The sequence below is a fragment of the Herbaspirillum sp. GCM10030257 genome (assembly GCF_042666555.1).
GTDB lineage: Bacteria > Pseudomonadota > Gammaproteobacteria > Burkholderiales > Burkholderiaceae_D > Noviherbaspirillum.
In genome coordinates this window covers 34,620-54,467 of sequence record NZ_JBHTDH010000010.1, presented here as the reverse complement: position 1 = coordinate 54,467, position 19,848 = coordinate 34,620, and the positions used below count along the sequence as shown (strand labels likewise).

18 protein-coding genes are annotated in these 19,848 nt (G+C 55.4%); 5 read left to right on the top strand and 13 right to left on the bottom strand.

Annotated features, from left to right (window positions below):
• Positions 1 to 28 precede the first annotated feature (28 nt).
• The 8 genes from fabF to ACFQUU_RS16240 all read right to left on the bottom strand — a co-directional run bounded on the left by fabF (position 29) and on the right by ACFQUU_RS16240 (position 6,395).
• Entirely contained in the window at positions 29 to 1,276 is a 1,248-nt protein-coding gene (fabF, locus tag ACFQUU_RS16275; protein WP_382248955.1) for a beta-ketoacyl-ACP synthase II, read from the bottom strand.
• A 30-nt stretch (positions 1,277 to 1,306) separates the two neighbouring features.
• Positions 1,307 to 1,546, bottom strand: coding sequence for an acyl carrier protein (acpP, locus tag ACFQUU_RS16270; RefSeq protein WP_040041346.1), 240 nt, complete (start codon positions 1,544 to 1,546; stop codon positions 1,307 to 1,309).
• A 122-nt stretch (positions 1,547 to 1,668) separates the two neighbouring features.
• Positions 1,669 to 2,415 (bottom strand): 3-oxoacyl-ACP reductase FabG, encoded by a 747-nt coding sequence (gene fabG, locus ACFQUU_RS16265; RefSeq protein ID WP_382248952.1) that lies wholly within the window; start codon positions 2,413 to 2,415, stop codon positions 1,669 to 1,671.
• Positions 2,412 to 3,344, bottom strand: coding sequence for an ACP S-malonyltransferase (gene fabD, locus ACFQUU_RS16260; protein WP_382248949.1), 933 nt, complete (start codon positions 3,342 to 3,344; stop codon positions 2,412 to 2,414). Before fabD ends, fabG begins: the two co-directional genes overlap by 4 nt.
• Before the next feature lie 33 nt (positions 3,345 to 3,377).
• On the bottom strand, positions 3,378 to 4,364 hold the full coding sequence (locus ACFQUU_RS16255; RefSeq protein ID WP_382248947.1) for a beta-ketoacyl-ACP synthase III: 987 nt from the start codon (positions 4,362 to 4,364) through the stop codon (positions 3,378 to 3,380).
• Complete coding sequence (plsX, locus tag ACFQUU_RS16250; protein WP_382248945.1) at positions 4,361 to 5,452, bottom strand: phosphate acyltransferase PlsX; 1,092 nt, start codon at positions 5,450 to 5,452, stop codon at positions 4,361 to 4,363. The genes ACFQUU_RS16255 and plsX overlap by 4 nt, the downstream gene beginning before the upstream one ends.
• A gap of 146 nt (positions 5,453 to 5,598) precedes the next feature.
• Positions 5,599 to 5,781, bottom strand: a complete 183-nt coding sequence (gene rpmF, locus ACFQUU_RS16245; protein WP_057293158.1) for a 50S ribosomal protein L32 — start codon at positions 5,779 to 5,781, stop codon at positions 5,599 to 5,601.
• Positions 5,782 to 5,897: 116 nt separating this feature from the next.
• Positions 5,898 to 6,395 (bottom strand): YceD family protein, encoded by a 498-nt coding sequence (locus ACFQUU_RS16240; RefSeq protein WP_382248943.1) that lies wholly within the window; start codon positions 6,393 to 6,395, stop codon positions 5,898 to 5,900.
• Positions 6,396 to 6,501: 106 nt separating this feature from the next.
• On the opposite strand from ACFQUU_RS16240, the gene ACFQUU_RS16235 reads away from it, so the two are divergent.
• Positions 6,502 to 7,113, top strand: a complete 612-nt coding sequence (locus tag ACFQUU_RS16235) for a Maf-like protein (protein WP_382248941.1) — start codon at positions 6,502 to 6,504, stop codon at positions 7,111 to 7,113.
• A gap of 22 nt (positions 7,114 to 7,135) precedes the next feature.
• A complete protein-coding gene (locus ACFQUU_RS16230) occupies positions 7,136 to 7,888 on the top strand; it encodes an SAM-dependent methyltransferase (RefSeq protein ID WP_382248939.1) in 753 nt (250 codons plus the stop codon).
• A gap of 349 nt (positions 7,889 to 8,237) precedes the next feature.
• On the opposite strand, the gene ACFQUU_RS16225 is transcribed toward ACFQUU_RS16230, so the two are convergent.
• Genes ACFQUU_RS16225 through ACFQUU_RS16210 form a run of 4 tightly spaced genes read right to left on the bottom strand, consistent with a single transcriptional unit; the run spans position 8,238 to position 11,353 of the window.
• Complete coding sequence (locus ACFQUU_RS16225) at positions 8,238 to 9,233, bottom strand: S49 family peptidase (protein ID WP_382248937.1); 996 nt, start codon at positions 9,231 to 9,233, stop codon at positions 8,238 to 8,240.
• A gap of 23 nt (positions 9,234 to 9,256) precedes the next feature.
• The gene (locus ACFQUU_RS16220) at positions 9,257 to 9,628 is read right to left on the bottom strand and encodes a Rieske 2Fe-2S domain-containing protein (RefSeq protein WP_057293153.1); all 372 of its coding nucleotides are present in this window, start codon (positions 9,626 to 9,628) and stop codon (positions 9,257 to 9,259) included.
• 6 nt (positions 9,629 to 9,634) lie between these two features.
• Positions 9,635 to 10,294 (bottom strand): HAD-IA family hydrolase, encoded by a 660-nt coding sequence (locus ACFQUU_RS16215; RefSeq protein ID WP_382248935.1) that lies wholly within the window; start codon positions 10,292 to 10,294, stop codon positions 9,635 to 9,637.
• A 51-nt stretch (positions 10,295 to 10,345) separates the two neighbouring features.
• A complete protein-coding gene (locus tag ACFQUU_RS16210) occupies positions 10,346 to 11,353 on the bottom strand; it encodes an RluA family pseudouridine synthase (RefSeq protein ID WP_382248933.1) in 1,008 nt (335 codons plus the stop codon).
• 693 nt (positions 11,354 to 12,046) lie between these two features.
• On the opposite strand from ACFQUU_RS16210, the gene ACFQUU_RS16205 reads away from it, so the two are divergent.
• From ACFQUU_RS16205 to moaA, 3 genes are all read left to right on the top strand, one after another.
• The gene (locus tag ACFQUU_RS16205; RefSeq protein WP_382248931.1) at positions 12,047 to 15,052 is read left to right on the top strand and encodes an Rne/Rng family ribonuclease; all 3,006 of its coding nucleotides are present in this window, start codon (positions 12,047 to 12,049) and stop codon (positions 15,050 to 15,052) included.
• Positions 15,053 to 15,271: 219 nt separating this feature from the next.
• Positions 15,272 to 16,618, top strand: coding sequence for a chromate efflux transporter (chrA, locus tag ACFQUU_RS16200; RefSeq protein ID WP_382248929.1), 1,347 nt, complete (start codon positions 15,272 to 15,274; stop codon positions 16,616 to 16,618).
• Between the two features lie 35 nt (positions 16,619 to 16,653).
• Positions 16,654 to 17,769: a GTP 3',8-cyclase MoaA gene (gene moaA / locus ACFQUU_RS16195; protein ID WP_382248927.1), complete on the top strand. Its 1,116-nt coding sequence runs from the start codon at positions 16,654 to 16,656 to the stop codon at positions 17,767 to 17,769.
• A 14-nt stretch (positions 17,770 to 17,783) separates the two neighbouring features.
• Here moaA and ACFQUU_RS16190 read toward each other — a convergent pair whose 3' ends face one another.
• Positions 17,784 to 19,787: an acyl CoA:acetate/3-ketoacid CoA transferase gene (locus ACFQUU_RS16190; protein ID WP_382248925.1), complete on the bottom strand. Its 2,004-nt coding sequence runs from the start codon at positions 19,785 to 19,787 to the stop codon at positions 17,784 to 17,786.
• Positions 19,788 to 19,848: the final 61 nt, after the last annotated feature.

The following is a 19,848-nucleotide window of genomic DNA, read 5'->3' as shown; positions in this document are numbered from 1 at the left end:
CCTCCCTCTCAGAAGGGAAAGCTTGGGATCAGACTTTACCGAAAATCAGGGTACCGTTGGTACCGCCGAATCCGAAGGAATTCTTCACTGCGATGTCGATGGTCATATTACGCGCAGTGTTGGCGCAGTAATCAAGATCGCAGGCAGGATCCTGGTTGAAGATATTGATGGTCGGTGGAGATACCTGATTGTGCACCGCAAGGACGGTGAAAACGGACTCAAGCCCTCCAGCGCCGCCGAGCAAGTGACCAGTCATCGACTTGGTGGAATTGACCACGGTCTTGGACGCATGATCGCCAAGGGCGCGTTTGATCGCTACCGTTTCGGCGATATCGCCAAGCGGGGTCGATGTGCCATGGGCGTTGACGTAGTTGACCTGGTCCGCATTGATGCCGGCATTTTTCATCGCCGAGATCATGCAGCGCCTTGCGCCATCCCCATCGTCAAGTGGTGCTGTCATATGGTGTGCGTCTGCGCTCATGCCGAAGCCAAGCACTTCTGCATAGATTTTTGCGCCGCGTGCTTTTGCATGTTCATACTCTTCAAGCACCATGACACCTGCACCCTCGCCGAGGACAAAACCATCACGATCTTTATCCCAAGGCCGAGACGCAGTAGCAGGATCGTCGTTGCGCGCAGAAAGTGCACGTGCCGCGGCGAAGCCGCCGACACCCAGCGGGGAAACCGTAGATTCGGCCCCGCCCGCCACCATGACATCCGCATCGCCATATTCGATCATGCGTGCCGCAGCGCCTATGCAATGAAGGCCTGTGGTACATGCCGTCACGATGGCGAGATTCGGACCTTTAAAGCCATACTTGATCGACAAGTGGCCAGAGATCATATTGATGATGGATGCTGGCACGAAGAATGGGCTAATACGTCGTGGACCACGGTTGGTCAACTCGGCATGAGTTTCTTCAATCATAGGCAAGCCACCAATACCGGATCCGACAATCACGCCGATTTTATCGGCATTTTCTTCGGTAACGGCCAACCCACTGTCTTGAATCGCCTGGATCCCCGCAGCCATTCCGTAATGAATGAACGTGTCCATGTGGCGTGCTTCCTTACCGGGAATGTAATCCTCGATATTGAAGCCCTTTACTTCACCAGCAAAACGCGTAGAAAAAGGCGTGGCGTCGAATTTTGTGATGGTCGCAATGCCTGATTTGCCTTCGATTAGCGCAGCCCAGGCGTCGGCGATGGTATTGCCGACAGGGGATACGCAACCGAGGCCAGTCACTACAACACGACGTTCACGTGAGCGGCTCAAGCGGTTCTCCTGAATTATTCAAAAACGGAATTAGGCCTTGACGTGCGCTTTGGCGTAATCGATAGCCTGCTGCACTGTCGTGATCTTCTCGGCCTGCTCGTCCGGAATCTCCATTTCGAACTCGTCTTCGAGTGCCATTACGAGCTCGACCGTGTCAAGCGAATCAGCACCGAGGTCATCGACGAATGAAGACTCATTCTTGATGTCGGCTTCGGCGACGCCAAGTTGCTCAGCGACGATCTTCTTAACGCGTTGTTCGATATCGGACATATTATCCCTCCAATGGGTTGCAGAAAGTGCGCGCATTTTATCAGGTTTGCGCAATGAAAATTCACTTTTGACTTCTGTTTCCAATAAGGTCGAAACGTCTGCCAAAAGCGTCCAAGTGTTACTTAACTCATGTACATGCCGCCGTTGACGTGCAGCGTTGTGCCTGTAATGTAGCCAGCTTGCGGAGAAGAAAGAAACGCTACAGCTGACGCAATATCTTCCGGCAATCCAAATCTGCCAAGGGGAATCTGCTGCATGAGGGCCGCGACTTGCTGTTCACCGAGTTCGCGTGTCATATCCGTATCGATGAAACCCGGAGCAATGCAGTTGACCGTAATATTGCGACTTCCGATTTCACGCGCAAGCGCCCTACTCATTCCCGCCACGCCAGCCTTCGCCGCAGCATAGTTCATTTGGCCTGGATTGCCTGCAGATCCTACGACTGACGTGATATTGATGATACGACCATGCTTGGCCTTCATCATGCCGCGCAGCACTGCGCGGGAAAGCCTGCCAACGGCAGTCAGGTTAGTGGCGATGACGGCATCCCACTCTTCTTCCTTCATGCGCATCGCGAGCTGATCTTGGGTAATGCCAGCGTTATTGACCAGGATGGAAAGGCCTCCGAACTCTTTTTGCACTTGTTCGACCGCTGCATGGCACGCTTCGGCACTGGTGACATTCAGCACGATACCTTTGCCGCAACCTGGTCGTACTGCCTCAAGATATTCCGAGATGGCGGCCGCCCCTGATTCGGATGTCGCCGTGCCGACAACCTTTGCACCTTGCCGTGCGAGTTCCTGGGCTATCGCCCGGCCGATACCACGGGACGCGCCAGTGACCAGCGCTATTTCATTATTCAAATTCACTTGAGAGTCTCCAGCACTTTATCGAGAGAGGCCTGATCAGTGATGGCTTCGCCGACCAGTTCGCCATGAATACGCTTTGTCAGGCCGGCAAGCACTTTGCCGGGCCCGCATTCAACCACATGCGTGACACCATCGGCGGCCATTTTTTGCACTGTTTCCACCCAACGTACGGGGCTTGCAGCCTGACGCACCAACGCGTCTTTGATTAAGGTCGGATCAGTAGCCATTACCACATCGACGTTGTTGATTAACGGAATTGCAGGTGCACTAAACGTCAGCTTTTCCATGTATTCACGCAAGCGGTCCGATGCAGGCTTGAGCAGCGAGGAATGGAATGGTGCAGAGACCGGCAAAGGCAGTGCGCGTTTCGCGCCTTTTGCCTTGGCTGCTTCGCAAGCGCGCTCCACCGCAGCTTTATGCCCGGCAATGACTACCTGTGCGGGTGCATTAAAATTGACGGCCTCGACCACTTCGCCTTGTGCTGCTTCTGCGCAGGCAGCACGAACATCTTCATCGCTCAACCCCAGAATGGCCGCCATGCCGCCTTGCCCAACAGGCACAGCCTCCTGCATTGCCTGTGCACGGAAACGCACGAGGGGCACTGCATCTTTAAAAGGGATAACTCCCGCCGCGACGAGGGCCGAATATTCTCCCAAGCTGTGGCCAGCCACAACGGCAGGTGTCTTGCCGCCAGCGGCGATCCAGGCACGGTACATTGCAACTGCTGCGGTTAGCATGACCGGCTGGGTATTGGTAGTCAGGTCAAGCTCTTCTTTCGGCCCTTCGGAAATCAGTTTCCCCAGATCGAACCCTAATGCCTGGGACGCCTCTTCGACTGTTTCCTGCACCGTCGTATTGGCGGCGAACCCGTTCAACATACCGATGGCCTGCGATCCCTGCCCTGGAAATACAAATGCGAATTTGGTCATGCTTGCTAGCGTAAAAAGTTTTTAAAGGTGTGATCACATGCGTGCGAGAACCGCACCCCAGGTAAAGCCGCCACCGACTCCTTCCATCATGACATTCTGCCCAGGCTTGACGCGTCCATCGCGTACTGCTGCGTCGAGCGCCAGTGGGATGGATGCAGCCGAGGTATTGCCATGCTGGTCGACAGTCACAACCATCTTCTCAAGAGGCAAACCGAGCTTCTTTGCCGTCCCCTGCATGATACGGATGTTTGCTTGATGGGGAATCAACCAGTCAATCTGCGCAGCTTTCATGTCGGCGGCCTGCAGCGCTTCATTGGCGACTTTTTCCAGCACCGAGACGGCAAGTTTGAATACGGCCTGACCATCCATGTGAAGGAATGCGCTGCCTTCCACGACACCTCCGCTAACACTGCCAGGGATACACAAAATATCGCCATGACTGCCATCCGCATGGAGCTTGGTCGCGAGAATGCCAGGCTCTTCAGAAGCTTTGAGCACAATGGCGCCGGCACCATCGCCGAACAGCACGCAAGTGGTGCGGTCTTCAAAATTAAGTATGCGCGAAAAGACTTCGGTGCCGATGACGAGGGCATTTTTATGCGCACCCGACTTAATAAAGCTATCTGCTACAGATACGGCGTAGACGAAACCGCTACAGACAGCTTGGACATCGACAGCCGCACATCCATTATTGATTCCCAGCTTTCGCTGCACTACGCACGCGGTGCTTGGAAAGCCACCAAAATGATCCGGTGTTGAGGTCGCGAGAATGATCAGATCCACATCGTTTGGCGCGAGGCCGGCCATCTCGAGTGCTCGCATTGACGCCTCTACGGCGAGGTCGCTTGCCTGCACGTCGGGCTCCGCATAGTGCCGGGCAGAAATGCCGCTACGCGAGACAATCCATTCGTCGGAAGTTTCGACGCCTTTTTCTGCCAACTGGGCCGCCAGATCGCTATTCGCCACGCGCTTGGGGGGCAAATAACTTCCTGTACCTACTATTTTGCTATAGAGAGTCATGCCGTTTTCTGTTGTGTTGGTTCCGGGGTGGTAACAGGCGCATCACCTGCGCTAGCTCCATCATCCTGAGGCATCAGTGCTGCAATGGTCGTGGATATCTTGGACAAAACGTCATGGTTGGCTGCGTCGTATGCACGCTTGATCGCCCATTCGTAACCATAAGCATCTTCTCCGCCATGACTCTTGAAGACCAGACCACGCAAACCAAGAAGACTGGCGCCGTTATAGCGCGAAGGATTCATCCTTTGAGAAATCGACTTGAGTGCACCTTGTGCAATTATGGCACCGAGCATATTGATAGGGTTGCTCTTGAACTCGCTTTTCACAATGCTTTTCAGGAAGCGCCCCAGCCCTTCGGATGCCTTCAACACGACATTGCCGACGAAGCCATCACAGACGACGATATCCGTCGTGCCTTCGAAGATATCGTTTCCTTCCACATTTCCGTAGAAATTGAGGATACCTTTCTCGTGATCGGCGCGCAGCAATGCCGCAGTCTGCTTGACCACTTCATTTCCCTTGATATCTTCTTCGCCGATATTCAGCAGGCCAACCGTGGGCTGTTCCCGACCTTCGAGAGCGGATACCAGCGCCGATCCCATCAGTGCAAACTGATGCAAATGCTGCGGCTCGCAATCCACATTGGCCCCAAGGTCCAACATATAAGTCGGCGAGTCCTTCTGATTGGGCATTGGAAAACAGATGGCTGGACGGTCAACACCAGGAATGGTTTTAAGCACATAGCGGGAGACTGCCATTAGTGCACCGGTATTGCCGGCCGACACGCATGCGTGAGCCTTGCCCTCTTTGATCTGGGCGACAGCGACACGCATGGATGAATCCTTCTTGCGTCGCAAAGCGACTTCAATAGGATCGTCCATCGTCACCATTTCCGTCGCATTCACAATGGAGATGCGCGGATGCTGTGATGCATTGAGCTTGTTGAGTTCCGCCGCAATGACGGATTCAAGACCGACCAAGATCAGTTCAGCGTCAGGTTCGTGATTAGCGAAGGAGACAGCCGCAGGAATAGTAACTGACGGGCCGTGATCGCCGCCCATGCAGTCAATAGATATTTTTATTGTCATTGTTTTGACTCAGTACCTCGCTCTAACCGCCTAGCGGGCCAGATCTGGCGTGATTCAAAATGACGCGAAGTGCTTGTTCAGCATATGAAAAAACGGCGCCAAGTCAAACTTACTGCGCCGCTTTTCGCTTCGGATGATGACCGAGATTACTCGTCGTTTTTGGTCTTCAGGACCTTGCGACCACGGTAGTAGCCGTTCGGGCTGATGTGGTGACGCAAATGTGTTTCACCGGTAGTTGGCTCAACTGCCAGTGGCGGAACGCTCAGGTGATCGTGCGAACGATGCATACCGCGCTTCGAGGGGGATTTTTTGTTCTGTTGAACGGCCATGATGACTCCTAAACCTTAAGATCTGAAATTTTAACATATTCCAGCCCGTCAATTTCTTGCCGACTGGGAAACTTTGCTGCACTTGTTCTTCGGCGTGCATCATGGCCGCTTGCCACTTATTGCTTTAAGTTCTTCAGCACCGCGAATGGCGACACCTTTTCCACTTCCTTCTCCGGTTCCAGAACCAACTGGTCCGGGCAGGTTTCGTGTTTTGGCGACAACGGTATGGTCAGCAGTGCTTCGTCCTCAATCAGTTGCCTGATATCGAAAGTCCTGCTACCTACAATGACTTCGACTTCTTCATCGGCAAGCAAGGTATCGATTTCGTCGGCGCTACCCTCGTCTGGCGCCAGCACCAGAACGGAGTCCGATTCAATCATGAACTCGAACGGTGCCAGGCAGCGCTGGCACATCAACTTCACCGAACCTGTCACAGACAGGTTCAACTGAGGATGACCATGCATATTAGTGCCGCCTTTCAGCGCCCAGCGAACAAGACCTGTCTGGTCGACCGCTTCCTCCGCCAGGCGGGGAAGTTCAGCGACTTTCAGCTCGCCATCACGGTGTTCCTTGACACGACAGAACTCAAAGGCGTCGATCACATAAGCATTCATAGATCAAGCCGAACCCGGAAAACCTGCGATAATAACAGGCTTTTCCCTTATTCGTCAAAGCGTTAGGGGGCTTTTCTTCAGATCACATTCAATTCCCGTCTAGACAATGACTGATCGGCCAGTTCTTCCTCATTTGATTCTCGCATCCAGTTCTCCCTATCGACAGGAATTGTTGTCGCGCCTGCGGCTTTCTTTCGAGGCAGTTTCGCCGGACATCGATGAAACCCCGTTGGCCAATGAACTTCCTGAACATACCGCCATAAGGCTGGCCCAGCAAAAGGCCGGAAAGATCGGATTTGATCGGCCGGATAGCCTGGTCATCGGATCAGATCAGGTCGCAACGCTTGACGGTATACAAATTGGCAAGCCCGGCAATCATGAGAATGCCTTACGACAATTACAGCTGATGCGCGGCCGGGAGGTCATTTTTCATACAGCACTCTGCCTGTGGGATTCGCGCCGCCAACCGGGTGAGGCAGCGCAAGTAACCAATACACAGACCTTTGTACGCTTTCGTGACCTGCCGGATCATGAACTCGACGCCTATTTGCGCATTGAACAGCCTTACGACTGTGCGGGCAGCGCCAAGAATGAAGGCTTGGGTATCGCGCTGATCGAGAAGATCGACAGCTCGGATCCCACCGCCCTCACCGGTCTTCCCCTCATTGCGCTTTGCTCGATGCTGCGACGGGCCGGAATTGCATTTTTCACCGGATAACCCTTCGAACATAGAAATATATATGGCCGGCATTCTTTATCTAGTCCCCAATACTCTGGGTCCTGCCGACAGCGCAGGCCTGGATCCACTAGCCTCTGTCATACCACCGGATGTCAAGGCGATCACTTCGCGGCTGGACTACTTCATAGCCGAGAACGCAAAAACCACTCGCGCCTATCTCAAGTTGGTGGGACAGACCCTGCCCTTGTCACGTCCGCTGCAAGAAATCCAGATCAGTGAACTGAACATCAATACGCCTGCCGATGCACTTCCCGCTTTACTGGAACCATTGCTGGCCGGCAGAAATGCAGGACTTATCTCGGAAGCCGGCGTACCAGCCGTCGCAGACCCGGGCGCAAATCTGGTCAGGCTTGCGCATGCCAAAGGCATCACGGTCCGTCCGCTGGTAGGCCCTTCGTCGCTGTTATTGGCGGTGATGGCAAGCGGCTTGAATGGCCAAAGCTTTGCATTCAACGGCTACCTCCCTACGGATCCCGGACAGCGCATGAAAAGGCTCAAGACATTGGAAGAGCGTTCGCGTAATGAAAAACAAACACAACTCTTTATCGAGACGCCTTACCGCAATAGCACGATGCTGGAAGCTATCGTCGCCAGCTGCAGCCCTTCTACTCTGGTAAGTGTGGCAACGGATCTTAGCCTGCCGTCGGAATCGATCAGGACTCAGGCAGCGACGAAATGGAAAGCGGAACTGGCTGCGGGGAAAATGCCCGATTTTCACAAGAAGCCGACTGTATTCCTGCTTCTGGCCGCCTGAGATCCTCGAATTTAAAACCTCCAGACGCGCAAAACGGCGGTATTGCGCCGCCGTTTTGCATGCCCCTTGGGCAGTTTATGAGTAAGCCTAAGCCTCTCAAAGCCGCGTCCGAGACGTGGCGCTTTATGCCCGGATCACGAGTTTTTCCCGGTTGCATATTCTTATGCTGTAAGGATCGAAACTGATGCCGGACAAGTGCAGTATAAAGCCCCGTTCTGAAGATTCAAGCGCGTTTTTCGACTTTTTTCTTTTTCCCGGAGCCATTTCCCGCTAGTCGAATCAAATGCATTTCTACGGCGAAAATCCCCCCTTTTTCATGTTCCGCAAGTTTTCACTATTCTCTATTCACTTACCGCAAAGACGGCTTTTCGAGCCTGCTCTGCAAACTTGCCATAGCCGCAGTACCAACCGCACCACCAAATTTCTTCAGAAGGCGCTCTGATAGCCCCTCGTGCTGCGTGTAGTCAATGATATCTTCAGCCTTGAGTTCGTCACGAGCAACCGTGTCGACGGTGCCATAGCCATCTGCAAGGCCGATTTCAACTGCTTTCGATCCGCTCCAGAACAGCCCCGAAAAGGTTTCCGGCGTTTCCTTCAGGCGCTTGCCTCGACCCTGCCTCACCACGTCAATGAACTGTTGATGCACCTCGTTCAACATATCCTGCGCATAAGTTTTTTGCTGAGTCGACTGTGGACTAAAGGGATCCATGAAGCCCTTGTTTTCGCCAGCAGTCATCAGGCGACGCTCAACACCGACCTTGTCCATTAGTCCGGTAAAACCGAAGCCCTCCATCAGCACACCAATCGATCCGACGATACTTGCCTTGTTGACAAATATCTTGTCCGCCGCCGCAGCAATGTAATAGCCGCCCGAAGCGCAGATCTCGTCAACCACCACATATAGAGGCTTCTTCGGATAGGCTTTCCGCAGTCGGGTGATCTCGTCATTGATCATCCCGGCCTGTACAGGACTGCCACCCGGGCTATTGATGCGCAATACGATGCCGACGGATGTATCGTCCGTATAGGCGCGATTGAGCGCCGGAATGACGGCATCGGCGGCACCCGAAGTGCCGGCCTCGATAGTGCCGTCGATCTCGATCAATGCGGTGTGTGGACCAACGATTTCATCTTCGTTGTTGGTCATTCCGAACGCCATCCAGATGCCGACGGCAATCACAGCCAATGTCAGAAAGCGGAAGAATATATTCCAGCGTCGACGTGCGCGTTGCTCCGCCAGTGTCGCAAAGGCAAGCCTTTCGAGCACATCACGCTCCCAGCCTTCACTGCGTCCCGGGTTCGACGATGTGGACGCCCTGTTTTGTTCGTAGTTGTTTTCGTTCATTGTTGATTGCTTTGCAAGGTAATTCAGGCTCTCGCCGGTCTAACGTAATCGTCTGGTTCCCAGAACACCTGTCCACCCCTTTCGAATACCGTGATCGGGCGCAAGCGTCCGCCACGACATGGCCCCCCGGCGCAACGGCCATCTTCGGGAGTGTAAAGGGCACCGTGGGTGGAACACATCAGGTAAAGCCCGCTTGACTCGAAGAACTCCCCCTCATTCCAGTCGAGTTCAATCGGCACATGTGCGCATCGGTTGAGATAGCCGCGCACAATGCCTTCGAAGCGCACGACAAACCCGGTGCTGTCATCGCCACCAGCCGTCACGGGAAAGCGTACGCCTTTGCCGCCCTCTTCAAGCTGTCCGGATTCGCAAACCGGGATCGCGATATCGTCCATAAGCAATTATGCGTTATCGTTAAGCCATGCGTGCAGATCGGGGACGGAAGTTGCCGCATAAATCGGATTCAGCTCCTCCAGTTCCGGGGGCGCATGTGCCCCATAATGAACCGCGATACCGGCAGCCCCTGCATTGATCGCCATCTGTAAATCATGGGTGGTATCACCGACCATCACGGTTCTTGCCATGTCCTGACCGAGTTCTCGCGTCAGCTCCTGCAGCATTGCCGGATGTGGCTTGGAAAAGGTTTCATCAGCACAACGGGTGGCGTCGAACAAGGATAAAAGATTGGCGGAGTCGAGCGCACGATTGAGACCAACCCGGCTCTTGCCAGTTGCCACGGCAAGGAAATATCCCTGCTGCGACAAGTCGGTCAGCATTTCCCTTACTCCATCAAACAAGGTCAACCCCTTATCCTTGGTCAGGTAATGAAAACGATAACGCTCGACCATGTGTGGGTAGTCCTTGGCGTCCAGGCCCGGCAGCACTGTCTGCATTGCCTCATGCAGCCCTAGACCGATGACGTATGCGGCTTGTTTGTTGCCGGGTACGGGTAGACCCAGGTCCTTGGCAGCAGCCTGGATACAGGTCACGATGGTTGCGGTGCTATCCATCAACGTACCGTCCCAGTCAAACACGATCAGATCAAATTTCTTTCTTGCCATGGTCTCCGGCAGCATTGACTGCTGATTATCTGGTATTCGAATGGTCCGCGATCAGGCGGATGCTTTTTCAAGACTTTTCAGGAACTGCTCGCATTCTGTCGCAAGCTGAGCCCTTAATGTTACCGGCTGACCACTTTCGGGATGCCGAAAAGTAATCTGATGGGCATGCAAAAACATGCGCTTGAGCGCGATGCGTGCGCCTTCGGGCTTCTGCAGCGCGCGATTGAGACCGAAATCGCCGTACTTGTCGTCCCCAGCAATTGGAAAGCCAGTCGAGGCAAGGTGCACACGAATCTGGTGGGTTCGGCCAGTCTTGAGTTCGGCTTCCAGCAGAACAAAATCACCGAATCGCCTTACCAGATTGAAAACAGTATGCGACGGCATCCCGTCTGCCTGTACCCGGACACGGCGCTCTCCATCCGGTGTGTTGTACTTGAACAAGGGTAGTTTGACGTGCTGCCGGGTGTTTTGCCAGTCGCCATGCACCAGGGCCAGATAGCGCTTGTCGGTTTCGCCATCCCGCATCTGTTCATGCAGGTTGGTCAGGGCCGAGCGTTTTTTTGCCAGCATCAGGATGCCTGAGGTTTCGCGGTCGAGGCGGTGCACCAGTTCAAGAAATTTCGCGTCAGGCCGTGCGGCGCGCAACTGTTCGATGACCCCGTAGCTGACACCTGATCCACCGTGGACCGCAACACCCGCCGGCTTGTCGATCACCAGCAAATGATTGTCTTCCAGCAGTATCCTGAACTCGGCACCCGGTACCGTGTGGGAGGGCTTCTCCGCCACCCTGATCGGCGGGATACGGACAACATCGCCCTCCTTCAACCGATACGTCTGGTCGATACGGCCTTTGTTGACACGCACCTCTCCCGACCGCAGTACACGGTAAATATGGCTTTTGGGAACACCTTTACAGATGCGCAATAGAAAATTATCAATACGCTGGTCGGCTTCTTCGTCTGAAATAGTCACCAGTCGGACCTGAGCGGGAAGCCGGGCAGACTGGTCAAGCGCAGAAGAAACAGTCCGTTCCCCAGAAAATCTCGCTAAGTCCTTCATTTTGAATGATATACTTTGTTTCGCACCGGTTACAAATCTGGTGTAGGTGTAAGAATAAAAAGCACATTCTACACAGGGGCGTCTCCATCGGCCTCGCCGAATTGCAAATTCGATGGAAAAGATGTGTATGCACCATCCTTGCGCGAGTCAGGGTTGCACCGCTGTTGCAATCGGATAGCGCGCATCGATGTTGAACAAGATTGCTTGAAATTTATAGGATAAGTCCGGCAAGCACGCCTGTACGGCAGGATTCGTTGGCGCATACGGGACCAAAGTCGGAGGAGACGCGCCGCCATGCACAAGGTATGGCGGGCATCGCTTCAGGATTGGCTCAGGCGCGGCGCGAACGCTGCTGTTGACAGGTTGCTCGCTGGTTGATGTGATTGACCCCTGTTTGCCGATTCTTCTTGACCCATGATGTGTTTGGCTCAAATTTACTGCTCGCTGCCTGCCGTTGCGCTCGACTCGTTCGACATGCGCAACGCGGATGAAGCGCGCGTTCGGCAGGCTGTTCAATTCCATCCGCGCCCCGTTGTGGTCCCAGCGCATTTGTGTCTGTATCGCGCTCCCGCACACTAAGGCTTTACCTCTCTCAAGCTCTCCGTTCTCGCGTACATCCCTGTACCTTGGCCACGTTGGCGACTTCGCCGGATGTGGCACTAAAAATGACCTCAGAGTCACGGAGCACAAAAAATGAAACGCATGTTGTTTAACGCTACGCAGCAGGAAGAACTGCGCGTGGCGATTGTCGATGGGCAGAAGCTCATCGATATTGATATCGAGACAACGGGGCGCGAGCAACGCAAGTCCAATATCTATAAGGGCATCATTACCCGTATCGAACCTTCCCTGGAAGCCTGCTTTGTCAATTATGGCGAAGAACGTCATGGCTTCCTTCCCTTCAAGGAAGTAGCCCGTAGTTATTTCAAGGACGGCGTCGACGTCCGGAACGCCTCCATCAAGGAAGCGCTGCGCGAAGGCCAGGAAATCATGGTCCAGGTCGAAAAGGAAGAGCGCGGCAACAAGGGCGCGGCACTGACCTCCTTCATTTCGCTGGCTGGCCGCTATCTGGTCCTGATGCCAAATAACCCCCGGGGTGGCGGCGTTTCTCGCCGGGTTGAAGGTGAGGACCGTCAGGAATTGCGCGAAACCATGGACAAGCTGGACCTGCCTTCCGGGATGTCCGTTATTGCCCGTACAGCAGGAATCGGCCGCAACGTCGAAGAACTGCAGTGGGACCTGAATTACCTGATGCAATTGTGGCGTGCCATCGAAGGTGCCGGCAAATCGGCGCCAGGCGCTTTCCTGATTTACCAGGAGTCCTCGCTGGTAATCCGCGCGATCCGCGACTATTTCCAGCCTGATATCGGCGAAATCCTGATCGACACGGACGACATCTACGAACAGGCTCAGCAATTCATGAGCCACGTAATGCCGGACATGGTGCACCGGGTCAAGCGCTACCGTGATGACGTCCCGCTGTTCTCGCGCTTCCAGATCGAACACCAGATCGAAACCGCTTACTCCCGCACTGTTCCCCTTCCCTCCGGTGGCGCCATTGTCATCGATCACACTGAAGCCCTGGTTTCCATCGACGTCAACTCGGCACGCGCGACTCGCGGCAGTGACATCGAAACAACGGCACTCCATACCAATCTTGAAGCTGCCGACGAAGTTGCGCGCCAGTTGCGCCTGCGCGATCTGGGTGGCCTGATTGTGATCGACTTCATCGACATGGAGAATGCCAAGAACCAGCGTGAAGTAGAAACCCGCCTCAAGGACGCCCTGCGCTACGACCGCGCCCGCGTTCAGATGGGCAAGATTTCCCGTTTTGGCCTGATGGAGCTTTCCCGTCAGCGCCTGCGTCCTTCACTGTCCGAAGGCAGCCATGTGACCTGTCCGCGCTGCAACGGCACTGGACATATCCGCGATACCGAATCCTCCGCATTGCAAGTCCTGCGCATTATTCAGGAAGAGTCAATGAAGGAAAATTCCGCCGCCATCCACGTTCAGGCGCCGGTTGACGTAGCGGCATTCCTGCTGAACGAGAAACGTGGCGAAATCCTGAAAATCGAAACACGTCATCGTGTGACGATCATCCTGATTCCCAACAAGCATCTCGAAACGCCGCATTACAAGCTTGAACGGATCAAGCATGACGATCCGCGCCTCGAAGAAGTGCAGGCCAGCTACGATATGGCTGAGGAAGCGGACACCGACATCAGCTATGAGAAACGCCAGAAGGAGGAAGTGCGTCCGCGCCAGGAAGCCGTGGTCAAGGGAATCACTCCCGACCAACCGGCGCCGATCGTCGAACGCAAGCCAGTCCAGCCTGCTCCTGTTCCGGCCCCAGTTATGCCGCCGGCGGAAGAAGGTTTCTTCAGCCGCATGTTTGGCTTCTTCCGCAAGAAGCCGGTTGCCCCGGTCGCTGCTCCGATCCCGGTAGTTGAAGAGAAGCCTCAGCAAAGCCGTGAGCGGAATGACCGAAGTGGTCGCAACCGCAATCGCGGCCGTGGCCGTGGCCGTGACCGCAATGAAGAGCGTGAAGAAACCGCAACTAAACAGACGGTCGCACCAGCAGGCGACGCGCAACCGGCACAGCGTGAACCACGCCAACCTCGCCCACCGCGCGAGCCGAAAGAAGGACGCGAACCGAAAGAGGCGCGTGAGCCACGTGAAGGCCGCGAGCGTGAAGCCCGTGAAGGAAATGAAGGAAAACGCGAGCGCGGTGAGCGTCAGCAGCGCCAGCGCGAAGAGCGCAAGGAAACAGCAGCACCTGAAGAACTGCTGAACGTAGCCCAGTCAGCGGGTATTTCTGCGACAGCTCCCCTTGCCTCGGTTGATTTCACCACTTCCGACGCTGAAACATTTGCTGGCCTGGAGGGAGGCGAAAACGAGTCCGGCGAGCAAGGCGAAGAACGCCGTCGCCGTCGCCGTCGTGGCGGACGCAACCGTAACCGACGTGACCGCGAAGGCATGGAGCTCAGCGGAACAGGCATCGAGCAGGAAAACGTGGACGCAACTGCAACTACAGCTACAACGGACGGACAACCGGTTCAGTTGGAAATTGCTGAAGTAAGCGAGGTGACCTCGCAAGCCAAGGTTGCCACCGTCACCCCTATGCCCGAAGTGCAGCAGGCAGACCATGCAGCGTCCACACCGGCCTTTACCCTGCCAACCGGAACTGAACGCAGCGATATTGCCGCTGCTGAGCAATCCGTTCAACCGGCAGAAGCAACGCCTGCCGTCGAGGCGTACTCCGCACCGGCTGAACAGGTAGCCACTCCGGCCCAGACCGTTGAAGCGCCAATCGCTGCAGAGTCGATGGCCGAAGCGATCGCCACGCCAGCACCAGCTCCCGTAATTGAACCTGTGCCAGTGCCGGAACCTGTGCCAATGCCAGAACCTGAACCTGTGCCAGTGCCGGAACCTGTGTCAATGCCAGAACCTGAACCTGTCCCAGTGCCGGAACCTGTCGCTGCGCAAGCTCCTGTCGGACCGACGTCGATACAAGCGGATAGCTTGCAAGAGATGCTGGCAAAGGCTGGACTGACGCTGGCAGTAACCGATCCGGTCAAACTGCGTGCCGCGCAGGAAGCCTCGGCAGCAGTTGCGCCCGCCCCGCGTGTGCCGCGTGAGCGCAAGCCGTTGCCGCCGGTGTCGAACGAACCGCTGGTTCAGGTAGAAACACGTCGCTGATAAAGTCGGGAATTCCATTGGTTTAATGGGATTCCCCGTCGTTATTGCGGCGTATGATCTTTCCGTGCCAGAAGGAAGTCGAAACGATGTTGGCCGGAATACACGACTCGATGCCGGCAAATCAGAAAAAGGGAGCTACGCTCCCTTTTTTCTTGCCTGAAGGATAAATCGTCGCGCAATATGTGCGGCATCCGTTACCGTATCTTCTTGCACTGCGTTATGTCCCTACCTCCCCACCTCAGTCGTCCCGCAGCCGTTTCAGTCCAGGAAGCCTTTTGGTACTGGCTGAAACTTGGGTTCATCAGTTTTGGCGGTCCGGCCGGGCAAATAGCCATCATGCATACTGACCTGGTCGAACGAAAACGCTGGATTTCCGAGCAGCGTTTCCTGCATGCGCTTAACTACTGCATGCTGCTGCCGGGGCCGGAAGCTACGCAACTGGCCATCTATATCGGTTGGTTGATGCACCGGACCTGGGGTGGTGTGCTTGCCGGCGTCTTGTTCGTGCTGCCATCGCTGCTGCTTCTCGGCATACTGTCGTGGATTTATCTGGCGTTTGGCAATGTCCCGGTGATCGCCGGGATCCTCTACGGAATCAAACCCGCGGTTGTCGCCATCGTCCTTGCCGCTGCATGGCGTATCGGGTCCCGCACTTTAAAAAATAGCGTACTGATCAGCATCGCCATCGCCGCATTCCTTGCCATTACCGTTGCGCGCATCCCCTTTCCGCTGATCGTGCTGGCCGCTGCCGCCATTGGTTTTGCAGGTGGACGCTGGCATCCAGAAAAATTCCGTACAGGTGGCGCGCATGCCAATTCGGTCAAGACGTCATATGGCCCGGCGCTGATCGACGACACGACACCAACACCGGATCACGCCAGATTTTCCTGGGCCAAGCTGGCTGCAGTTGCTGCTTCCGGACTGGCCCTCGGCCTTGCAGGCTGGGCAATGCTGGCCAGCCGTTTCGGGGTCGACGGTGTGTTGCCTCAGATGGGCTGGTTTTTTACCAAGGCCGCTATGCTGACCTTCGGCGGCGCCTATGCCGTCCTTCCCTATGTCTACCAGGGCGCCGTCACCAACTTTCACTGGCTCTCTCCGGTGCAGATGATTGATGGTCTTGCCCTTGGTGAAACCACGCCGGGCCCCTTGATCATGATTGTCGCCTTCGTCGGTTTCGTTGGTGGCTGGACCAAGGAGATATTCGGTCCGGAAAGCACTCTGCTCGCCGGATGGGCTGGCGCTTCTGTGGCAACCTTCTTTACGTTTCTGCCCTCTTTTATTTTTATCCTGGTGGGTGGCCCGCTCGTAGAATCCACCCGTGACAATATTCGGCTCACCGCTCCCCTGACCGCAATCTCAGCCGCAGTGGTCGGCGTAATCGTCAGCCTTGCGGTATTTTTTGGGGAGCACGTCTTTCGCGTTGCGCAGATGCCCGGCGGGTGGGACATTTCCGCAATACTGATTGCCCTCGCAGCGGCCGTGGCGCTCTTTCGCTACAAGGTAGGTACAATCACACTAATCGGAGCCTGTGCAGTTGCGGGGCTCGTGGTATCTTATCTGCACTAGGAACCGCCTGAAATCCTTACAACGCAACGAATAGCATGGCAGAACGAATTATTCCTCTCGCTGACCACCGCCTGCTCAATATGGCGCCGGTGATCCCATCGACGCTCGAAGCGCCGAATGGCCTGCTGTCGGACACGCTTGCGCGCCCATTGCAGGATCTGCGGATTTCAGTGACCGATCGCTGTAATTTCCGCTGCGTCTACTGCATGCCGAAAGAAGTGTTCGACAAGAACTATGCATTCCTGCCGCATTCTTCCCTGTTGTCGTTCGAGGAAATTACCCGCATTGCAAAGATCTTTGTCGCACATGGTGTACGCAAGATTCGCCTGACCGGCGGCGAGCCGCTCCTGCGCAAAAACCTGGAAAACCTGATCGCAATGCTCAGCGAGCTGAAAACGCCCGACGGAGCGGCTCTCGATTTGACCCTGACTACCAACGCATCCCTGCTGGCACGCAAGGCGCAGGCCTTGAAAGACGCCGGTCTGCAACGCGTAACGGTATCGCTTGACTCATTGGACGAGGCCACCTTCCGCCGTATGAACGATGTGGATTTCCCGGTTGCCGATGTACTGCGCGGCATCGAAGAAGCTCACCGCGTCGGCCTTGGCCCAATCAAGATCAATATGGTGGTCAAGGGTGGCATGAACGATCAGGAAATCATTCCGATGGCACGCTACTTCAAGGGCTCGCCTTTCATTCTGCGTTTTATCGAGTATATGGACGTGGGCGCCAGCAATGGCTGGAAAATGGACGAAGTCATTCCCTCTGCCGAAGTGGTACGCCGCATCAGTGCAGAAATGCCGTTGCAGGAAATCGAGCCGAACTATACCGGAGAAACAGCGGAGCGCTGGCAGTACAAAGACGGCAGCGGTGAGATTGGCGTCATCTCCAGCGTCACGCAGGCATTCTGCCACGACTGCACGCGGGCACGCCTGTCTACCGAAGGCAAGCTCTACACCTGTCTGTTTGCAACGAGTGGACATGATTTGCGTGCGCTGCTGCGTGCCGGTCGCAGTGATGAAGAAATCTCAACTGTGGTTGCGCACTTGTGGCGTGCGCGCTCGGATCGTTATTCCGAACTCCGCACCGCCAACACAGAAGGCCTTACACAAGCTGTACGCAAAGTGGAGATGTCGTACATCGGTGGCTGACCGCCATCAGTCCCCTACCTTTCGCTCAGATGCGAAAACGCTTCTTCCTGGCTCGCATACAGCGACGGCTCGGCATCATGCCGCTTGAACGCGCTGCCGAAATAACTGCGCATGAAAGCACTGCTGGTATAGCGGGTCACGCGACTGTAATAGGTTGCCGACAAGTCGTGCACCATATCGACATAGGTATCAAGCAACTCGGGCGTGATCGAAAAATTGTCATAGTTAATGACGGCAGGCACTTTTTTGCCCAACGGCGCCAACAAGGCGCACACATGTTCACGGATCGCTTCAATGTCCGCGACGTTACGTACTTCGAAACCTTCGAAGTTCACGAAGAAGATATTCCGTTTCTGGTTATAGGTCAGCCGTTGCCCCAATGGCAGGTAGAGAATGTCATTACGCAGTCCCATCGGATTAGGCCTGAAAATTCTGGCGTCCATTAACTTCAGGTCGGGGCTGACCACCGGTCTGAAGTTCATCTGCGATAGCACATCGCGCTCAAGGTCAATGCCTGGTGCAATCTCAATGACTTCCAGTCCGGCATGCACCAGGCGGAATACGCAACGCTCGGTAATGTAGAGCACCGATTGGCCTCGCTGCATCGCATAGTCACCGCTGAAGGTGCGGTGTTCCACTTCCTCAACAAATTTTTGCGCCGCACCCTCACGCCGGATGGCGAGCTTGCCATCTGCGATCGCGATATCAAGGCCACCGGCCGTAAATGTGCCGACAAAGACGACCTTTTTGGCATTCTGGCTGATATTGATGAAGCCACCAGCCCCGGCGAGCCGCGGACCAAATTTGCTGACATTCAGATTGCCGTGACGATCAGCCTGGGCAAGGCCCAGAAAGGCGACGTCGAGTCCACCCCCATCATAAAAATCAAACTGATAAGGCTGATCGATGATCGCCTCGGCATTTGTCGCGGCGCCAAAATTCAGTCCGCCTGCGGGGATGCCGCCAATGACCCCAGGTTCCGCCGTGAGGGTAACGAGGTCCAGCACCTTTTCTTCCGCGGCGACGGCGGCTACGCCTTCGGGCATGCCTATACCGAGATTGACGACATTGTTCGGTTTGATTTCCAGAAGTGCGCGGCGCGCAATAATCTTGCGTTCGCTCATTTCCATTGGTTGAATCGATGACATCGGCACCCGCATTTCGCCGGCAAATGCCGGACTATAGGCTTCGACGAAGGTCTGCATCTGGAATTCCGGCTTTTCCGCGACGACTACGCAATCCACGAGAATTCCCGGGATCTTTACCTGGCGTGGATTGAGCGAGCCGCTCTCGGCAATACGCTCCACCTGTACGATCACAATGCCGCCAGAGTTGTGCGCCGCCATGGCAATGGCCAGCGCTTCCAGCGTCAGCGCCTCTTTTTCCATGGTGATGTTACCGTCCGGATCGGCGGTAGTACCCCGGATAATTCCCACATTGATTGGCAAGGCTTTGTAGAAGAGGTATTCCTTGCCACCAACCGTCATCAACTCGACCAGGTCTTCGGTGGTCGATTCATTGATCTTGCCGCCGCCATGCCGTGGATCGACGAAGGTGCCGAGTCCCACCTCGGAGAGCATGCCCGGTTTGCCTGCGGCGATATCGCGGAAGAGATGGGTAATGACCCCCTGGGGCAGGTTATACGCTTCGATTTTATTGGCAATGGCCAGTTGCTGAAGCTTGGGCACCAACCCCCAATGCCCGCCGATAACGCGCTTGATCAAGCCTTCGTGGCCAAGGTGATTGAGCCCACGATCTTTACCGTCGCCCTGCCCGGCGGCATAGACCAGTGTCAGGTTGGACGGTGTGCCTCTACCGAGCAGTTCTTCCTCGCTTTCGAGGAATCGTTTTTCCAGGGCAACCGCAATGTTTTCGGCAAAGCCGATTCCCACGAAGCCGCCGGTCGCGATGGTATCGCCATTGTGAATAAGGCGCACTGCCTCGGCGGCAGTGACAATCTTATGCCGGTGCGATGGCCGGGATCCTCCCGACATCGGGTCGGAGATGCGATGTACCATGGGTTCCTCCGTGGCGGGCTAGAAGCGGTATGCGGCAGATTATGCCGCAAGCAACAGCATT